The 18,861-nt window shown below is 33.0% G+C and carries 25 protein-coding genes; 9 read left to right on the top strand and 16 right to left on the bottom strand.

Going from position 1 to position 18,861, the window contains the following annotated elements; genetic code table 11:
- The first annotated feature begins 32 nt into the window (after window positions 1–32).
- Complete coding sequence (locus AC0ONG_RS09285) at window positions 33–239, top strand: hypothetical protein (RefSeq protein WP_001068927.1); 207 nt, start codon at window positions 33–35, stop codon at window positions 237–239.
- A 434-nt stretch (window positions 240–673) separates the two neighbouring features.
- On the opposite strand, the gene AC0ONG_RS09280 is transcribed toward AC0ONG_RS09285, so the two are convergent.
- The 6 genes from AC0ONG_RS09280 to AC0ONG_RS09255 all read right to left on the bottom strand — a co-directional run bounded on the left by AC0ONG_RS09280 (window position 674) and on the right by AC0ONG_RS09255 (window position 4,356).
- Window positions 674–892, bottom strand: coding sequence for a hypothetical protein (locus AC0ONG_RS09280; protein ID WP_000930974.1), 219 nt, complete (start codon window positions 890–892; stop codon window positions 674–676).
- 379 nt (window positions 893–1,271) lie between these two features.
- Window positions 1,272–2,120: a DUF2935 domain-containing protein gene (locus tag AC0ONG_RS09275; protein WP_474203562.1), complete on the bottom strand. Its 849-nt coding sequence runs from the start codon at window positions 2,118–2,120 to the stop codon at window positions 1,272–1,274.
- A 197-nt stretch (window positions 2,121–2,317) separates the two neighbouring features.
- On the bottom strand, window positions 2,318–2,860 hold the full coding sequence (locus AC0ONG_RS09270) for a site-specific integrase (RefSeq protein ID WP_474203561.1): 543 nt from the start codon (window positions 2,858–2,860) through the stop codon (window positions 2,318–2,320).
- Complete coding sequence (locus AC0ONG_RS09265; RefSeq protein WP_474203560.1) at window positions 2,860–3,342, bottom strand: ArpU family phage packaging/lysis transcriptional regulator; 483 nt, start codon at window positions 3,340–3,342, stop codon at window positions 2,860–2,862. The genes AC0ONG_RS09270 and AC0ONG_RS09265 overlap by 1 nt, the downstream gene beginning before the upstream one ends.
- Window positions 3,343–3,369: 27 nt before the next feature.
- Entirely contained in the window at window positions 3,370–3,540 is a 171-nt protein-coding gene (locus AC0ONG_RS09260; RefSeq protein WP_083596019.1) for a hypothetical protein, read from the bottom strand.
- Between the two features lie 159 nt (window positions 3,541–3,699).
- On the bottom strand, window positions 3,700–4,356 hold the full coding sequence (locus tag AC0ONG_RS09255) for a DUF6944 family repetitive protein (RefSeq protein ID WP_474203559.1): 657 nt from the start codon (window positions 4,354–4,356) through the stop codon (window positions 3,700–3,702).
- Between the two features lie 2,073 nt (window positions 4,357–6,429).
- Here AC0ONG_RS09255 and AC0ONG_RS09250 point away from each other — a divergent pair.
- The 4 genes from AC0ONG_RS09250 to AC0ONG_RS09235 all read left to right on the top strand — a co-directional run bounded on the left by AC0ONG_RS09250 (window position 6,430) and on the right by AC0ONG_RS09235 (window position 10,207).
- A complete protein-coding gene (locus AC0ONG_RS09250; RefSeq protein WP_474203558.1) occupies window positions 6,430–6,894 on the top strand; it encodes a hypothetical protein in 465 nt (154 codons plus the stop codon).
- Between the two features lie 280 nt (window positions 6,895–7,174).
- On the top strand, window positions 7,175–7,858 hold the full coding sequence (locus AC0ONG_RS09245; RefSeq protein WP_474203557.1) for an exosporium leader peptide-containing protein: 684 nt from the start codon (window positions 7,175–7,177) through the stop codon (window positions 7,856–7,858).
- A 289-nt stretch (window positions 7,859–8,147) separates the two neighbouring features.
- Window positions 8,148–9,014, top strand: coding sequence for an exosporium protein D (locus AC0ONG_RS09240; RefSeq protein WP_474203556.1), 867 nt, complete (start codon window positions 8,148–8,150; stop codon window positions 9,012–9,014).
- Between the two features lie 554 nt (window positions 9,015–9,568).
- On the top strand, window positions 9,569–10,207 hold the full coding sequence (locus AC0ONG_RS09235; RefSeq protein WP_474203555.1) for an exosporium leader peptide-containing protein: 639 nt from the start codon (window positions 9,569–9,571) through the stop codon (window positions 10,205–10,207).
- Between the two features lie 81 nt (window positions 10,208–10,288).
- Here AC0ONG_RS09235 and AC0ONG_RS09230 read toward each other — a convergent pair whose 3' ends face one another.
- The 8 genes from AC0ONG_RS09230 to AC0ONG_RS09195 form a co-directional block, all read right to left on the bottom strand.
- Entirely contained in the window at window positions 10,289–10,480 is a 192-nt protein-coding gene (locus tag AC0ONG_RS09230; protein ID WP_474203554.1) for a DUF3954 domain-containing protein, read from the bottom strand.
- Between the two features lie 71 nt (window positions 10,481–10,551).
- Window positions 10,552–10,914, bottom strand: a complete 363-nt coding sequence (locus AC0ONG_RS09225) for a cell division protein SepF (RefSeq protein ID WP_268502259.1) — start codon at window positions 10,912–10,914, stop codon at window positions 10,552–10,554.
- 10 nt (window positions 10,915–10,924) lie between these two features.
- Window positions 10,925–11,902: a DnaD domain-containing protein gene (locus tag AC0ONG_RS09220; protein ID WP_474203553.1), complete on the bottom strand. Its 978-nt coding sequence runs from the start codon at window positions 11,900–11,902 to the stop codon at window positions 10,925–10,927.
- 117 nt (window positions 11,903–12,019) lie between these two features.
- Window positions 12,020–12,304, bottom strand: coding sequence for a hypothetical protein (locus tag AC0ONG_RS09215; protein WP_000861868.1), 285 nt, complete (start codon window positions 12,302–12,304; stop codon window positions 12,020–12,022).
- A 181-nt stretch (window positions 12,305–12,485) separates the two neighbouring features.
- Window positions 12,486–12,707 carry an RNA polymerase subunit sigma gene (locus AC0ONG_RS09210; RefSeq protein WP_474203552.1) on the bottom strand — a complete coding sequence of 74 codons (222 nt, stop codon included), beginning with the start codon at window positions 12,705–12,707 and terminating at the stop codon, window positions 12,486–12,488.
- A gap of 30 nt (window positions 12,708–12,737) precedes the next feature.
- Window positions 12,738–13,253, bottom strand: coding sequence for a helix-turn-helix domain-containing protein (locus AC0ONG_RS09205; protein ID WP_000022028.1), 516 nt, complete (start codon window positions 13,251–13,253; stop codon window positions 12,738–12,740).
- Window positions 13,254–13,320: 67 nt separating this feature from the next.
- The gene (locus AC0ONG_RS09200) at window positions 13,321–13,620 is read right to left on the bottom strand and encodes a MerR family transcriptional regulator (RefSeq protein ID WP_199689320.1); all 300 of its coding nucleotides are present in this window, start codon (window positions 13,618–13,620) and stop codon (window positions 13,321–13,323) included.
- A 33-nt stretch (window positions 13,621–13,653) separates the two neighbouring features.
- Window positions 13,654–13,857: a helix-turn-helix domain-containing protein gene (locus AC0ONG_RS09195; protein WP_016091031.1), complete on the bottom strand. Its 204-nt coding sequence runs from the start codon at window positions 13,855–13,857 to the stop codon at window positions 13,654–13,656.
- A 184-nt stretch (window positions 13,858–14,041) separates the two neighbouring features.
- Here AC0ONG_RS09195 and AC0ONG_RS09190 point away from each other — a divergent pair, with 184 nt between their 5' ends.
- From AC0ONG_RS09190 to AC0ONG_RS09180, 3 genes are all read left to right on the top strand, one after another.
- On the top strand, window positions 14,042–14,398 hold the full coding sequence (locus AC0ONG_RS09190) for a helix-turn-helix domain-containing protein (protein ID WP_000004574.1): 357 nt from the start codon (window positions 14,042–14,044) through the stop codon (window positions 14,396–14,398).
- Between the two features lie 450 nt (window positions 14,399–14,848).
- Window positions 14,849–15,361, top strand: coding sequence for an ImmA/IrrE family metallo-endopeptidase (locus AC0ONG_RS09185; RefSeq protein ID WP_474203551.1), 513 nt, complete (start codon window positions 14,849–14,851; stop codon window positions 15,359–15,361).
- 26 nt (window positions 15,362–15,387) lie between these two features.
- Window positions 15,388–16,524: a site-specific integrase gene (locus AC0ONG_RS09180; protein WP_474203550.1), complete on the top strand. Its 1,137-nt coding sequence runs from the start codon at window positions 15,388–15,390 to the stop codon at window positions 16,522–16,524.
- A gap of 424 nt (window positions 16,525–16,948) precedes the next feature.
- Here the strand turns inward: AC0ONG_RS09180 and AC0ONG_RS09175 are convergent, their stop codons facing one another.
- Both AC0ONG_RS09175 and AC0ONG_RS09170 read right to left on the bottom strand, forming a co-directional pair.
- A complete protein-coding gene (locus tag AC0ONG_RS09175; protein ID WP_000709202.1) occupies window positions 16,949–17,074 on the bottom strand; it encodes a hypothetical protein in 126 nt (41 codons plus the stop codon).
- Window positions 17,071–18,144 carry a response regulator aspartate phosphatase gene (locus tag AC0ONG_RS09170; RefSeq protein WP_017763084.1) on the bottom strand — a complete coding sequence of 358 codons (1,074 nt, stop codon included), beginning with the start codon at window positions 18,142–18,144 and terminating at the stop codon, window positions 17,071–17,073. The genes AC0ONG_RS09175 and AC0ONG_RS09170 overlap by 4 nt, the downstream gene beginning before the upstream one ends.
- A 186-nt stretch (window positions 18,145–18,330) precedes the next feature.
- Between AC0ONG_RS09170 and AC0ONG_RS09165 the strand changes: the two genes are divergently transcribed.
- Window positions 18,331–18,678 (top strand): YolD-like family protein, encoded by a 348-nt coding sequence (locus tag AC0ONG_RS09165; RefSeq protein WP_000541073.1) that lies wholly within the window; start codon window positions 18,331–18,333, stop codon window positions 18,676–18,678.
- The last annotated feature ends 183 nt before the right edge of the window (window positions 18,679–18,861 follow it).

The following is an 18,861-nucleotide window of genomic DNA, read 5'->3' as shown; positions in this document are numbered from 1 at the left end:
TACATGAATACTACTTTAGGAGTGATTATATTATGAATCCTTTACCGATGAGGATTGTTGTAGCTCCAGCTTCTGCTTGGCAACATTTACCTCAATATCCTTCATATGGTCAATATGGTATGCAACCTGGGCATATCCCCTTTACTCCTACAATTGCGCCTTCTCCTGTAATATACCAATATCATTATAATTTCCCATCATTGTATTTCCAAGAGTTTCACGGTACATTTAACATCTAATATCTGTACCATTGATGTCAATTCATGTTATACCTAAAACAGTATTTAAATACGTTTAATGTGTAATTTCTATATAACAAAGAAAAAAGCAACCGTTATGGATGCTCTGATATCAATTATTTATTTGTATTTTAATTACGGTAAATGAAGTTTTACCCTTCTTCCAATCACCTAATATTGCTGCACCAATCTTTTTATGCATTATTAAGTAACTGGAAGAAGAGCAAAAGCTCTCCTTAATAACGGTATCATTCAATCGTTACCATCTGTTGGTTTCGGATTTTATGCGCCATCATTACGAACCGTTTAGAATTTTAAAAACAACATAATGAGTTGTGTTTCCCGCCACTTCCCACAATACAAATATAACACATTAATTCCAAAATAACCGGCACATTTCCTGCCAAAAAGCGGTCACGACTCTGCCAACTTTTTCATAGTTCAAATTTTTCCACTGCATCTGTTAATTCCACTGATACACCGAATATACTTTTTTTCATTTCTGTCATTTTCTTTTTTATAATCCACTGTGGATAATTCAATTCTTCTAGAATATTTCTAAAATAAGTTGGATTTAGCTTTAACACATCAGGATTTCTTCCAGTATTCCTTTTATATCTAATTATTACTTCTAATAGTTCTTCATTTAACATGAATCACAATTACCTCCCCCTTACATTTTATATTTATGTATATACACCATTCAATTCCTTGATACTACCACTTACCCATATCTTATATTTTGTGTAACTGCACCTGTCGCTGAAGTCCTTGATATTCATAGCTTCATAAGACTTTCCCTTTTGGGTTACACAACACAATAAAAATGAGGAACTGTATACAATTAAAACGTATATTGGGCCAAAATCCTTCATTTTTAAAATGTAGTACAAAAAAATAAAGGCTGCCACATATTATCCATCGCTAATATGTGGCAGCCTTTGCGTATTGGTACTTTTAAAAATTCATATTGATATTTAAACTAGTTATATATGAAATAAAGGAGCTTATTCTTATTTAAAATTAGGCAGACTATTTAGATTGTGATTTAATATTTGTAAGATGAACATCAAACATATCAATTATTTCAAGAAACCTATCAGCCTCACGGAAAACATGGTCTGCTAATAATGGATGAATGATACTCTTTATTTTACATTGCTCAATTAAATCACGTGCCGTTTTCTTAAAATCCCGGAGAGATGTGACTGACACACGATTTTGATCTAAAAACTGATCTAAAAGAGGAACTGTTTGAGATTGTGGTTTCATAGATTCTAAATCAACTGCTTGATACATTAATTCATCAAAATCATTGCTAAAATTCCGGGCTGTATCTACAAGCTTTCTTTCTGATGGATCAAGAAGATGACCAATAAATTTAGCATGGTCTGCCATAATCCTTAGAAAGAAAACATTCTCTTTAATAATAGCATCAGGAAGGGCATCTAATTTACCTTCATTTAATTCGATTAAACGGTTTCTAAAATAATTAGCTTCTCTACTTGTATGGTCCACTAACAGTGGAAAATTATTTTGTCCTGGCAATTTACATGTGAGAATTAATCCTAGAATTTTTCGTTTAAATCCCCAAATATTAGTTGCAGCTTGTTGTACTTCTGAATTAAATCTTTTTATTTGCCCATGATCTGTTTCATTTGTATAGGAATACGCTATTTGTTCGATATGTTCAAACAATCGGTAAAATTGATTGGCCTCTTCGATTAGTTGAGTATCCTCACATCTAAACCCCAATCGAAGAAAAAAAGAATGTTCCTTCATGATTCTAGACCAAAAACGAATTTCATTTAATGAACGTTCAACAAACATTACAGATGTAACACCCGTATCAGGATGTAATGAGGTTTCATCTCTATTCATTCTTAATCCCCCCAGTAAATGCTAACCTAGTTTCATTCTTATGAGTAAATATATATAAAAATACCCTCAATAAAAGTTCATGATGAATTTCGTATACATGTAAAATTAACCTAATCTATCATTATCAATAGCCAAAAAAGCTAATTCCTTATCTATTTATATATATGGAACAAAAATCAAGAAGAAAAAAGCAATGATTAGATTTTAAACCTAGTCATTGCTTTATCCATTGCATCTTGATTTACTCCTATATATCTTAACGTTACCCGTTCACTTGAATGATTGAATATCTCCATCAGCAAGGCTATATTTTTTGTCTGCATGTACATATGATATCCGAATGTCTTACGTAGTGTATGCGTCCCAATCTCATCTAAACCAAACTCTGCTGCTGTACTGCTAAGTATTTTATACGCCATGCTTCTTCCAATTGGTCGATTCGTTCCTTGCCTACTCTTAACTAGATACTCATAATCTCCCATACCTTCGAGATACCATTTTAACTCTCTTCTTAATGCTGCAGTAATTTGAATACGTTTCTGTTTACCTGTCTTCATTTCACGCATTGAAATATGGCTTCCCTTTAAATCTCCAACCTTCAGTTTTAGAATGTCACTAATGCGTAGGCCTGTGTTAATTCCCATTACAAACAAGATATAATTACGTTCGCTCTTTACTTTTAAATACTCTTTAATTTGTTGTATTTGCTCTGGATCACGTATCGGTTGAACAAAATTCATTATTCATTACCTCCTGTTTCTTCTGTCTCGTAAACTTCTAATCCAAGCGCAAAAGCAAGTTTATAAAACGCTTTAGACTTCCAACGTCGGTATGTACGCTCTGACATCCCTATTTCGTTATAAACCATGTAATCACATACGTCCTCTTCTTCTAAATAACGTTTAAAAATAATATCCCTTTGAATACTTCCTGCACGTCCATTTCCTAATCGAGTTAGAAACTGATCAATACGTAATGACATTTTCTCAAGCCACTCTTCTCGTTTACTTTGTTGAATATTTGCTATAGCAACATCTTCTAACGGTTTTCCAACTGCATGTGTAGGACCATGCTCACGTATTTCATAAGAAGGAGTGACTTTCATTTCTTTACGCATCATCCCAAACTGTCTATGTATACGTACACTTTCCAACACACCTTCTAATTCCTCTTGTGTTGCTGTTCTATCAATTTTTGGTAAGAAAGATAATTGTTTAGTCATGTAAGACCACTCCTTTTTATTTTTAAATTACTTTTGTCTTAAAGCTCCACGTCTACGTTCATAACGTGGACCACGAATTCCCATTAAATCTTCAATGTCACGAGTGCTTAGTTTTTCTTTTCGTTTTTTCTTGTTTTTCTTCTTAGCTTGTTTTGATTGCTTTTTCCATTCGCGCAATTGATCTCTTAGCACCTTCATTCCCCCATCTCCCTTTTCAAAATAAAAAGGACACCTATCCCTAAAACAGCTTTCATTGCCGCTTTAATGAATTGGTGTCCTCTAGTTTTCTAGCCGGACTATATTCTGTTTGCTTTCACTTTAAAAGAATTATTGTTTTAACTGTTCTATTAAATTACTCTATTCATCGTTCCCTTCCAATTCCTCACTCTCTTCACGTATTTGTCCAATTAATGAAATTACAGAACCAACTGCTTGAACCCAACTTCCTATAATATCTATTAGCTTTCCTTCTTCATTTTCATTAGTTTCGTTGTTTACCTGAGTGTTTGTATCTTTCTCCACATCATTTACATTACCTTCTTTATTAGACTGGTCCTCATTTCTGATACTTTTTAATTCGTCAATACCCCCTATTGCCTGTAATGAATTCCCAATTGATTGTAATAAGTTTCCTATAATATTTAAGTGTTCATCTTTATCGGATGTATCCTCAAATTCATCTGCTAATGCTGTAAGTCCACCCAAAGCCTGTGTCCAATTCCCGGCAATCACTAATTTAATTTGTGTTTCTTCTTTAAAATCGATAATTAATCCCGATATTACAGTGACATTACCAATTGATTGGATTTCATTACCGATTTTTTCAAGAGACACTTCTCCTTGACCATCAGCCTCTAAAGCATTTCCAACAGCCTGTAATACGTTTCCATAAACATTTAAATCCTTTCTTACATTACTGCTTATAAAATCAAAAGGCGTACTTCCAATAGCGGAAGTAATTGTTCCTATTGCTGCAACCCATGCACCAAATATCTCTTTAAATTGATTCTCCATTTAAAACATATCCCAGCATTAAGTAATTAATATAATCCTATTCAATTACTCATCTCACTGTTAATAATTTTAAATGTCTCTTTGCCATCTCCTTTTATGATAATGTCTTATAAAAGTATTTTTTTAGGAATTATACGTATTTGTTAAACGTACTTCTATATTGCTTTTATACATATTACTGAACCAACTTTATAAACCGACTACATCTTTGAACTTATTAAAATACTCAATATTCATTATCCGCTCCACATAATGTAAAATGTTCAAAAAGCTCATATTGATCAGTGAAACATTTTGGACAGATATACATTTGTATCACCACTTTCTTTTAAAATAAAACTTTTATTAAGTGTTATTCCCATATAACTCTTCCGATTCCGTTTATACTCTAACTGTGACTTTAAGTTACATACCACTTCTATTAAAAGGAGGATTTTGTTAAAAATTAATGAAAGACAACTCAATTGAGCAATCTATATCTAAAAGGATTAATTATGAAAATTTTGAAATACATATTACTTAGCATTGGTTGGATTGCATTATTCGGAATATGGTGGGCTACATTCTTTCATTAAATGCATCTATCCACTGAATAAAACTCAATATTCCGTCCATACTATAGATAACCCATCTTTAATGTGCTGTAACCAGTTAGATCTTATTTAAGACTGAGCAGTTAGCTTTTGCTAGCTGCTTTTTTATTAAAACAAATAAAATTCGATATTCTAACAATACTAATCACAATACAACTTGCTTCTTACCCAAGTTGTATCTACTTGAGCAGTTAACTTTTGTTAGCTGCTCTTATATTGAATAAATTTCTAAAACATGTTAACAATATAGATACACCAAGGTTGAATACGAATGATCATTATGTTCTTCTTATTCACAGAGCAGTTAGCTTTTGCTAGCTGCTCTTTTAGTTATTAGGAATTTATAGGTAATTCAAATTTTCATTCCCTCGAATAAAATCCAATATTCCGTTAATACTAAGTACAAGCTGCTTTTTCCCCAAAGTAGTCCATTGTTGCAGGGTTTGTGAGAGCAGTTAGCTATGATAACTGCTCGTTTTTAGTTTGTCCGAATAAAATTCTAAATTCTGTCCAATACTATAAATGGGCTGATACAGCTTGAATTAACAGTGACCTCTGTAATTTTCTTTTCCCCTTTCTCTGAGGGCTGAGCAGTTAGCTTTTGCTGGCTGCTCTTTTGTATTGAGTTGATAATAAAATTTAGGTCTTATTTCTTTTCTACATCATATACTTTTAACCTAAACATCCAGCTCAAAGTGTTACCTCCTATCTTAAAGAGCACTTATGCATGGTGCTCTTTTTTATTTTATTTTCTTTCATTTCCGAATAACATTTTCGACTCTGTTCATACTATTTTTGTAACTTAAAGTTACAAACTATTTCTGTAAGCGCAGCGTTTCTTTTGTACAACAAGCAGTTAGTTTTATTAACTAGCTGCTTTGTTGTGCAAAAGAAAGATTTTGTTTTAAAACTGCACCTATCTAAAAAACATACATATAATATCTTGGGTATCCTTTTTCCATATTAGTTTTGGTCAGAGAGCACTGTCAAAAGTGCTCTTTTAATGTATTGCAATGTATCACGTTTTACATACAATAAACATAGAATGCAACGAGCATGCAAGACAAAGTTTTTAGATAATCTTGTACATTTTTTGTACGCGGTTTTTTTATTAAATAAGAATTCTGTTTGAATTTCATCAACCTTATTGATTCCTTTGCATACATTATTATCAAAAAGAATTTCACAGGTTTCTCTGGTCCAGTTACCTTGAATTCCTTGCACACCTTGTGGAAATAACCCGTTTTAAATAGCGGGTTATTTTATTACGTTTCCTAACTTACAGTAATGTCCTTGAAAAACATTCATATATATTTATCGAATGCACTTTGAAATCCCCACAGTATCAAATACTTTTAAGAATTGACTGACCAATGCTATACAGCTAATTTTCACAAACTTATTAAAATTAACATAGATACACAAAAAGTTACGTTTTATAGAATAAAAAATTATCTTACACAAAGGAGTTTGATTATTTGTGAATTACCAAAATGATAATAACTCTAAAATTCACAAACCTTGCACTTGTCCATCCCCCACGTCTAACAGTTTAAATGTTGTTCAAACTACCCCAACAATAGTTTCTGTAAATTCTGCGATTCCACTAGATACCGTGGTAAATTCTAATGGTACAGCAATCTCATTCACACCACCAACAACTGTTTTACTTGAAGGTGGAAGAACCTATTTGGCAATCTATGAAGTGCAAGTTATTATTCAACCAGGAGGTAATTCGGCAGGTATCACTATGTATCTGAATAATAATCCAATCATTGGCTCAGGTACTTCTCTAGGATATACTGCAGGATTCACTTCTATATCAGCACCCGCAATTTTCACTACACCTTCAGGTATAACAAGTACTCTTACTGTTAATGTAGGACCATATTCTAATACATTAAATACGTTGGGCTTAACTCTTGCTGTTGTAGCATTAACATAATAAAATCTAATACTCTCTAAAATGATTTTCTTTGTCCTTTAACTGTGGTTTTTGAGCTAGCCTCTAGGAACTCAACATAAATACATATAGAAAAAGAACATTATTTGGATCGATAGTACTGGGTGACTCGGCTGGCACACTTGCTGAGTCACCTATTTTCCTATAATAAAATAACGATTTTATGAAAATTCCATTGTCTAATTCCTCACTTGTCCATTTCGCTTTTCTCTATCCCCGCATTTACTATTAATAATACTAACTATTCAGAGGTGAAAATATAATGGACGATTTTTTATCTTCTGCTGCAATAAACCCTAATTTAGTTGGACCTACTTTACCACCTGTTCCACCATTCACACTACCAACTGGGCCGACTGGACCCACTGGACCCACTGGACCTACTGGGCCGACTGGACCCACTGGACCTACTGGACCCACTGGACCCACTGGACCTACTGGACCCACTGGACCTACTGGACCCACTGGACCTACTGGACCCACTGGGCCGACTGGATCGCTATCAATAGCTTACGGAACTTTTTGGCAAACGGAAATCATTACAGTCCCTTTCGAATCCCCTTTTTCTTTTAATCAGGCTGACCCTATGGTAGGGGGAATTTCTCTGTTAAATCCTACCACAATTAGTATCACACAAGCTGGGGATTATCGGGTTTCTTTCATTTCCTCAATTAACTTGACTGTAGCTCTTTCATTTCCTTATTCCCCTATCATTTCTATACTATTAAATAACAGTCTGATTCCAAATTTCAAAGCTACTTTTGGTCTCTCAATACAAGATTTAGAGGACGTAGATTGCGATCAACTCACGGGGGAAACTATTTTATCAATTCCAGCCAACTCAACACTTCAACTTATAAATAATAGCTTTTTTGGCAACAGGGACATTCGTACGTGCGATAATGGAATAAATGCTTTAGAATTAACCATTATTAAATTAAACTAGTACTCCTTTAAAACTAGGTGCTATTATGGCATCTAGTTTTCTGTTTCCAATGAAATTTTTATACAAAGAATACACCAAAAATCAAAAATAAATTCATAAAATATTTTATATTCTTTTCTTTTTAGAATAAATAGTCTTTACAGAGCACTTTCCGAATTGCTCTTACATTTACATATCAAATAATGTTTTTAATTAATTACAAGAGCGGATTTTCTTATTTTGTACAAGCACTCTATTCTTTTTTTAATAAAATATAGAGATATCTCAAAGAAAGGAGAGCGACATAAGTATGGCTGATTATTTTTATAAAGATGGTAAAAAGTATTATAAAAAACAATCGTACACTCACCATCAAAAAGATAACTGTTTTATCGAAACCCATACATTAACTGGTTCGAATACAGCTTTAAATTTCAACGTACCGGCTAACACTACAAGAACTGCTTTTGAAGATTCCACCAATAACCACAATAAAACATTACTTGATCTTCGCATTCCCGGTACTTCCCAACCAATTGAAGTAACTATCCGAACAAGAAGTTCTCGTCTACCGATTAATGTAACAATAGTTGCAGGTGAAACCAGGGTATTCCAAGTAGAGGATTTCCATAGCCTCACTCTCACAAATAATACTAATATCAATAGCAATATTGGTATATTCATTCAAAAAACATTTTGTATCTGTTGCAATAATCAAAATGATTCTCGTAACAAGTATTATAAAGAACAATCAAATTCTCACTATCAAAAAGATAACTGTTTCATCGAAACTCATACCGTAGCTGGTTCAGAAACTACCCCAACCGAAAATGCACCTTTAACTATTATCGTACCCCCTGACACTTCAAGAAGAGTTTTTGAAGATTTAACTAATAATCACAACAAAACATTACTTCAAATATCTGTTCCCGAAGATGTCTCCCCCATCGAAGTCACTATTCAAACAAGAAAATCTCCTACACCAATTATCGTGACTCTTGCTACAAATGAAACAAGAGTATTTCAAGTAGAAGATTTTCAAAGCCTTACTCTCACAAATAATACCGATTTCCTTAATTTCATTGAAGTATTGATTAAAAAGACATTTTGTATCTGCTGCAATGATAGAAATGATTCGTGCGATGAATATTACCGTGATTACGAATGTGAATGTTAGATTGACTCCCCAAAAGAATCCTTATAAAGGGTTCTTTTTCTTTTACCTTAGTATCATCTAATCATTCACATTTGTTCAACATTTCATCGCTTAACAAAATTCCAATTTAATTAATATCCTACAAAATAATACTTTCATTAAAAAATCATTCATATTTCACTTTACGAATAATATTTTTTATATCGTACATACTATCTGCAAGCCGATTTCCCACGGCTGTACTCTTTCCAAACGGAGCTCTCTCCTCCGTACCACTTGAGAACAGGCGGGTAACTTAATTAGTTGCCTGCCGTTTTTACTTATAATCGTAAAACTTCTTGTCCATACTTTTGAGAGAAAACATCTTATGCCATTTGGAGCGACCTCCAGCACATGATATTTGTACGGCCGTTCCTATAAAAGGAGCGGTCTTATTTTATCTTTTCTTGCCCCTTTTCTATTCAAATAACGCTTTTTTTTAAATCCCATTGCCTAATTCCTCGTTTGTCCATTTCACTTTACTCTACCTTCACATTTACTATTAGTAATACGAATTTTTCAGAGGTGAAAATATAATGGACGATTTTTTATCTTCTGCTTCAATAAATCCTAATTTAGTCGGACCTACTTTACCACCTATCCCACCATTCACACTACCGACTGGACCTACTGGATCTACCGGGAACACCGGACCTACCGGCAGTACTGGGCCTACTGGACCTATCGGGAACACCGGACCTACTGGCAATACTGGACCTACCGGCGACACCGGACCTACTGGTAATACTGGGCCTACTGGCATAGTTAATGTATTTTTTACAGGTGACAATGAACCTGTACCTCCTTTTACCATTCCTACTTTAAATCTTCCCCTAATAACTGTATTACCTGGACAAATAGTCATACTTGATATTTTTGCTACAGGAGATTTCTTTCCTTTTGAAATTGGATCCGAGTTTGGCGCAGGTATTGAAATTAGATTATTGAGAGATGGGGATCCGATAACAACTGGAAATGAAAATATTTTTAATATAATTACAACAAGTCTATTCGCTCAAATAACCTTAAATCCATCTGTCATGTGGGTAGATACTCCACCTCCAGGAACCTATCAGTATAGCCTATTCATCACCACAAGTAGACTTAATACAGATGACACTAGAGATACTCTAGGACCTCGTGCTATTAGAGCAATAATTGTTAACACACTTTAATGCTTAAGCAAAATTGTATTAACCTAAAGTCCCTTTTGATACTTACAGGGACTTTTATAATTTAATAAAATTCAAATTTGATTAAATTAACTGTGTTTTTCGTTCTTCCATACGAATTACTTTTCCATTTTGATATACAAATGATTGTTCACCAAATCCACCTTTGGGGGGTTCTATTAGTTGGACCTGACCATTTTTAACAACATATATTCCGTTTATTTTCAAATCTATTTCAGCTGTCATTTCTACAAGATTTTCTTTAATAATTCCCATTAAGACCACTCCCGTGTGTTATGATTATTTTGTCGAAGCAAGTCGGGAGCAATCTCGACTTTTTTATTTTGTTATAAATATTCCACAACATTATCGGGAATAAATGATTGTTCTAATGATAAATAAAGTCGTATTGAAATCGGTTCTTTATTATCTCTCGCAGACTTGCAAAGCTTCTCCGCTTCTTCCCAATCGAACTGCTTATCTTCCACTCGCTTAAATCTCCAAATTCCGATTGTATATTCCTCAAATAATTCATACTGATCATTTGGCGCTGTTGTTGGTTTTAATTCATCAGTAGCTCTTACTTGCTTTGGTACTTGAACAACTACATCCGTAAAGCGAACTTTAGAATTTAATCGATGAATGTTTGCTTTCTCAGTATCGAATGCTACTACAGGCTCAACATCAAATATTGTTAACTGCTTTGGCATTACAATCCTCCTAAGCCTCTTTTTTATATTTAGCTAATACTTGTTCTAAACGTTTACGTTCACCCTCTAAATCCGTTTCATCGTGCTTTCCAGGCTGAGATTGCTCTTCTGTATCTTGAGTATGTAACCAATCAGGGACGATTTCTTTTCTAGTATTGCTTCTTCCACCACGAGACTGGTATTTCTTACGGAATTGAGCTTGTGCAGCTTCAACATCAGTAATACTCTTATACCCCTTAGCATGCCAATCTCTTAAAATACCTTGTACATAAGACATATTAGGTGCATTCTTTTCTAAAGCTATTTTCATTGCTTTGATAACAAGCTGTGCATTCAAATCTTCAATCCACGCATTAATCCCTTCAGCCACAAATGGTTTAAGAACTCCAAAGTTTTGCTCATAAAATGCTATTGGATTTTCTTCTGCAACTTTTTTATCACTTGAGCAGCTTGCTGCTTCTTCTTTTGTTTTTGTTTCTTCTTTTTCTTTTGTTTCTGTTTTTGTTTCTTCTTTTTCCTTCATAGGGTCTTCGAAGTCCCTTATAAGCCACTCAAAACGAGCTTGGAAGTATTCCTTAATACGAGGAATTTTAAAATCTTGCTGCTTTTCTAACTCTAAACATGTCTCATAAAAATCAATTAAAAAATCTTCACACTTAATATTCTGGATTTCTTTTAACACACACTTTTCAATATTCATATTTGTAATAGCATTGAATTTAAGCCAATTAATCAACATAATTTCTTTGGTCTTTTTGTTGTAATGAATTTTCCCGTAATCAGCAAAACGCTCTAGCAGCTTCTCAACCGTTTCACGGTTATACCCTGTATCCATTTCTATCACTCGTAATGGCAGCTCATAGATACCACTCTGAGAAGTTTTGCTATTAGTCATTAAGTATAAGTAGAAGTATTTCTCCTCCGGTGTAAGATCTAAAACGAAAGCATCTTGCCAATATGAAACTTGAACAGGTCTATAAACTGCCATATTATTCATCCTCCATTGTTTTACTTGATTTGCTTTGATATACTTAATCCAATTCTATTTTTAGAAAGACTCTCTATAAGAGTCTAAAATCTATCACTCTGCCAAGTGATAGATTTTTTATTTTCTTCGACTAACTACTGATGCATTGATTCCCTGCCCTTGAAGGTTTTTAACAACTACACGATAACTCTTTGATACATCGTGATCCTCTTTTTCATTACGAAGGCTCTTGAATTCTTTTGCGCATCTATTTAATTCTTTCTCCCAATGATTTGCTTCATCTAATGAACCAGCATTGAACATGTTATGAATACATGTCACCATACAGTTATGTAATTCATTTGCAAAAGCAAAATCACCTGGTAGAACTAAGTCGAACAGACGATTACATTCTACTTTCATAATTTGCTCCCCATTTTTAATAATTTGATACTGTACGCATCGTTATGACCAGAAAGAAAAAGCAGAATCTATTAAAAGATGGGGGCTCAGCCTTTCTGATCATAACGACAAGCACAATTGCTTGTCGCATTAAATTAAAGTATGCTATAATTCATATGTTAATTTTCTTGGCTATCGCGGGCTATGCGGTAGTCTTTTCTTTTTTATTTTTGTTTTTCAAAACGAATGCTGCTTCTATAATTCGAATTTTTATCTCCATTAATTTCTTCTCTTGTTTTAAATCCCTAGCTTTCATATAGTCTCCACAAACTGATGCAATTCGAATATCACCATATAAATTTGCTTCTTTACGAATTAGAGCTTTATATTGATTTAAAGTTGGACTTGCATAATCAATCGTCATAACTTAAACCTCCCCAATAAAATAATTAAATTAAGCTTTTATATACTTCCTAGCTCGTAATGATACTTTCCAGTACTTAAAGACTTCTTTCATTGAAATACCATATTGATCACATAGGACCGCTACGAGGCTCATCATTGAACCTGTAGCATCCAAGATTTCATGCATTAATTTTTTCAAATCCTCTTTCTCACTTTCAGACCAAGTTTGTGAAGGTTTAAACCAACATACTGTATTGAGTTGTTCCAAAGCTTCATTTGTCTCTTGATAAACCATGTATCTCATACTTGTAGGGTGAAGATCTATTTGCTCTCCGTTGAAGAACGGAATACTTACATCCCCTGTTGCTTCACTCCACATTTTAAAAAACAACTGTGGATCATCAATTCCTTCAGTAATACATTTTCGTAAATCTTCTGGTAAACGTCGTTGTTCAGTTTCATATTTTGCTAGTGACTCACGACTCACGGGGATTTCTAAGGAGAGTTGTTCTTGGGTGATTCCCTTTCGTTTTCGTGCCATAGCAACTTCTTTTCCTATGGACATCGTTTACTTCCCCCATTCGTACCTAAAGCAATATTTATTTGTGACAACTTACTATGGTAATTTATTATTAGACGGATTCTTTAAATGGATTGTAATACTCTGTATTGTTTTCTACCCATTCAGTGTGATTTTCCATCCACTTAAAAAGAAGATGTGTAGGAATAAGAACTCCTGCTTCGCGACATACTGGAAAATCAGAACGGTTTAATAACTCAGATGCTTTGGTACGTTTAATATGTAATAGTTCCATTAATTCTGTAATAGTTAAAAATGGTGGTAATTCTTTCATTGGTTGAAGATGCTCAGTTGCTTTTTTTACTTCTTCACGGATGATTTGACGGAATGATTCAATGTCGAAATTAATCATAGCTCTCTCCCTATTTTGCTATTTTAGCAAATTTTATTTTAAAAAAAGATCCTCTATTTTGCAATCTAATACTTTTGCTATGAATGGCAAATGATTTGCCTTAAACATATACTTTCCTTTTTCGTATTTCATATACGTGGAAGCATTCTTAAAACCAAGAACTTCTGCTAGATCTAACAACGTAATCTGTAGTTCCAAACGTCTATTTTGAATAAAATCCAAATTCAACTTCTCCAAACTTCCATCTCCTTTTTTGCTAAAACAGCAAATGTATACCTATATAATATTTTGCTATTACAGCAAAGTCAAGCTTTTTTTGCTATTTCAACAAATCACTTTTTCCATTTTGGAAAAAATGATAAAATACCTTTAGATAATCTTAAATTTGACATAATAACGTTTTTAGGAAGTTGGTGAAAAAATGTCAGAATCCACAATTGGCTATCGAATAAAGCAATTACGTGAAAAAAGAAAATGGTCACAAATAGAATTCGCAAAAAAAATGGGGATTAATAACAGTGTGCTATCCAGAATTGAAAGTGGAAAAAGACCTATTGAGGACTCCTTAATTAGCAAAGCTGCTGACATTTTTAACGTTTCTTCTGACTATCTTCTAGGAAGAGAAAGTGATTCTAATAATAGATTATTTGTGGAAAATCTTTTTGAAGATCAAAACTTAGGTCTCTGGTTTAAAGATATTAAAGACGCCTCTCCAGAGAAACAAGAAGAACTTAAACAATTTTGGGAATTTATCAAACAAAAAGAAAACAAACGTTAATTATATGAATAAGCAAAAAAACTCAATAAGTGTAGTTATTTTTGTTTATTCATTTCCTTTTTAAATTATTAAATAATAATATAACATTTTATAGTTATACGCACTAATCTGATAGGACAAGTATTACACCTCTAATATTACCCTCATTTTATCTGCTAATTACCTGAATTCAAGCGTATGTCTAATATATATAAAACTCTAAATGATTTAAAATTTTGAATATACCTAAAGCTACTCCTACTTTCTGTATAATTATATTCTTATTGAGGAATTATTACTGTTCGCATAACGGATACTTCCTCTCACATATAGCCAGTTCCTTAAGTTGTTAATAGATAGTGGATTATAATTATATCGATACCCTATCTTATAAGTTTGCCTTCCAATTTTTACTTTTCTATTATAAAATAAGAACAAACGTTCTTATTTTATTTGAATGGAGTGTAAATTTTGTTTCAATCGCAACCCTATTACAATACACAACTTGAAGACTATATCCAGCACTTGTACCAATCCTTATCTATTTTTGTTCCCGAGCAAATTGATATGATGGAGATTGCGAAAAAGCTAAACATTTTGCTGTACTTTGCTCCGTTTGGAAGTCATGCAATGGAAAGAAATCAAATAGCTAACTTAGTTATTGATAATCGTATCTCTCAGCAAGAACAATGGGAGGATTTTGGCCATGAGGCCTGTCACATCCTATTTCATTCTGGTAATCAATTATTAATGCATCAAATGTTTCTAGATTATCAAGAAGCAAAGGCTAAAAACTTCGCACAACAATTTTGTGTACCTACTTTTATGTTAAGAAAGCTTCCTCCCCTACAGTTAAAAGCATATATAATCTCAGAAAAATTCAATGTAACAACACAGTTTGCTAAAAAAAGGCTTTTACATTATGAAAATCAATTATTAGCAAGTAAATTACAGAATCAAATATCACAATACTGTAATTTTTAGAAATAACGATTCAGGAGGTGTTGAATATGAAAGGAAGTTTTCGTAAACGTGGAAATACCTGGTCTTTTACAATAGATATCGGTATAGATCCGGCCACAGGAAAACGCCAGCAAAAAAGTAAGAGTGGATTTAGAACAAAAAAAGAAGCCCAAAATGCTGCTGCAACTATGATTACGGAGATAGAGAAAGGCATATATTTTGATGACAAACAATTAACTGTTTTAGATGTATGGGAAAAACTAAAACCTCTTAGAAAAGCTGAATTAAAAATTACATCTTATGAAAAAGACATGAGCTTAATTAAACTCTATATCCTTCCCCCTTTTGGTTATAAAAAAATTAAAAGTATTAAACCTGTAACGATTCAAAGCTATTATGCTGAACTTAAAGAAAAAGGCCTGTCAAATGGTACAATCAGCAATATCCATCGCTGTTTCAGATGCATATTCAAACATGCTGTAGAATGGGAAATCATGCATGAAAATATAATGAATAAAGTAAAAAAACCACGTGAAGAGCATGGCGAAATGAAAACATGGTCTAGTGAAGAATGTAATCGATTCCTCCAGTATCTAAAAGAAAAAAATATTAAGTACCATATGTTCTTCTTACTCGCGATCTATACAGGTATGAGACGTGGAGAATTACTTGCACTAACGTGGAAAGATATTGACTTTGATAATAAACGTATCCTGGTTAATAAATCACTTGTAAAAACAGAAAAAGGACTATTTAAAGCTGCTACAAAAACTAAATCTTCAAATAGAAGCATTAGTATCTCTTCTTTTGTTATAGAGAAGTTACAATCCTACTACTCCTATAAAAAGAAAGAATTTTTCCGCTGGGGTATACACTTGAATGATGAGGCGTTTATTTTCACCGGCAATACGATACATTCGCCCTTACATATAGATGCTCCCCATCGCTTTTTGAATGATCACTATAAAAAAGCTGGTGTTCCTCGAATTCGTATACACGACTTACGACATACTCACGCTACACTCATGCTTCAGGCTGGAGAACACCCTAAAATCGTACAAGATCGCTTAGGGCATTCTTCTATTCAAATGACTTTAGATAAGTATAGTCATATCACACAGAACATGCAGCAACAAGCAGCGGAAAACTTCGAGATCATAATAAAATCTAATGAAAACACCTGATAACAAATGAAAAGATTTAATGTGAGCAAAATGTGAGCATCGAGGAAAACCAACACTTATAAACCTTGATATAATAAGGTTTTCCATACTATATCGTAGAATCTTGGGAGAAGAATGAGCAGTTTTAGGGTTGTTTATTTGATAAAATATAAAAAACACAAAAGTGCCAAACCCCTTATACCACAAGGGTTTTGGCACTTTTTAATATCTAAAACAAATTTTATTGAAATAATTATTTTTATAGATTTTCATACTTTTTTATATAGTACGTGAACATATACAGTACAAAAATACACCTTTGTATACACATTTTTAGAAACATCCTACGTTTATCAAACAATAACCAAAAGACGTACCTGCAACCTCATCATATAAATAATAAATATTAAAAAGAGGACACTATAAGCGCCCTCTTCCTTAGGTTTTAAATATGTTCTCCATGATCCATAAACACTTCAATTGCTTCGTTTTGTGGTATGTCTTTTACATTAGTAAGACCAAAAGTAAAAACAGCGGATAACATCATCATTAATAAGATTGCTTTTTTCATTTTAGCGCCCTTCTTTCTATGCTCTTTTTGTCTGCATCTAAAGCGATGTGCAAATACTTGCTTGCTTTTCTGTGATTTTCTGAACCATAGAATATTTCACCTAAAAGAGAAGCATATTCTTTTACCCAATCATATAATTCTTCTTTTTCAAAATACGAAATACCTTCTATAACCACATTTTCTAATTCTTCTTGCGGTACATAGTTATGTACTGCTTTTAAAATTCGGAAATGATGACGATAACATAAGTCGCTAATCTTATAGCCATTCTCAATATATTCATTAGCGATATGACTATAACCTAACTTAAAATGTTCTCTTGCTAAAAGAAACATAGTTTTAGCGTTATTTTCTAATGAATCCTCTAAGTGTTTAATTGCTAACTCTGGCATGTTTTGACTTGCGTATAAAAGTCCTAAATTATGCTTAACTCGTTTAATAAGAAGTTCATCATTAGATTTTTGGAAGGTACCTAGTGCTGAAAGTAAATATTCCTCTGCACTTTCGAATTCATTTAGTCGAATGTGTGCCATTCCTAAAGTATTTAAGCATGCTGCAGTTTTTAATTCATACCCTGGACTAATTGAAAATACTTCATTCGCCTTTGTAGCAAATTGAACTGCTAGGATCGGTTTTAATACGTGATAGTAATGGACTGCAAGCCAATAATTAAATTCAGCTTTTTCAATTTCATCATGCATGTACTCTAAAAACGTTTCAGCTTTTTCAAATTGCATTCTTGCTTCACTATGGTTTGCTTTATTAATAGCGTAAATTGCTTTAAATAAATGATGATAGTACTCTAAAAATGTTTCTGTAGACTCTGGTAAAGGCTCGATTTTGTCCAGAATATCTTTTGTACTATCCATATCCCGAATTAGCAGTTTATACCGTGCATTCAATAAAGCGTAGTAGACTAATATTGTTTGGTCTTCCTTAATATTATTGATTTTATTTGCAATATCTTCTTTTATTTTCTGAGACTGTAATACACGTTGTGAAATCATAGCTTGATACCATTCGTTTAATAATTTTGTGATTTCTTCTTTAGAAATAATGTCAACACTCATCTACTTCTACCCCCTTTTGTTAAATGTTATCATGACATGCTTGTTTGCATAAATAAGTTTTTGAATATTCTAACTTGAAAAAATTATTTTTGAATATTCATGTTAACAAAATGGTCCCTTTTCAAACCTTAAAAAAGAACACATGTTTGTAGTGGAGTTAAAAAAACAAACGTGAGGTATTACATCATGGGATATAACAGCTTTCCTGTAGTACGTGGAAGAGGTATGGTGAAATGGAATCCGTTTGCTTCAATACCGGAGCAATACGAGGAAATACATAGAATGTTTGAGGAACAATATAAAGTACCTAAACCTTTTTTAACACAAGATACTATGGAACGAATAGAAAGAGCGTTAATGCAATCTTTTCACGAGGAAGAAGAAATACATATCTCATACTATCGTGATGGAATGGTGCAAGACATGTACATAAATGTATTACATATTGAACCGATGACGAAAACTATATATTGTACAGATGCCTTTGGTTTGAATACTAAGTTTAAGTTTGATGAATTGGTGAATATAAATTAAAAGAAGCCGCCCGACAGGACTGAAGTGCACCCCAATTGTTAGACACAGCCTAACAATTGGGGTGCACTTCACATATATAGGTGGCTTTTGTACGACAAAAAAAGAGCTCTGCTATACAGCAGAGCAAAAGAAAAATATATAACCCTATAAAAATAATACAAATTATTGATACTTTCAAAAGAC

The organism is Bacillus sp. TCT6 (assembly GCF_056033845.1).
The sequence above is the reverse complement of the archived record's forward strand: the minus strand, read 5'-3'. Positions and strand labels throughout refer to the sequence as shown.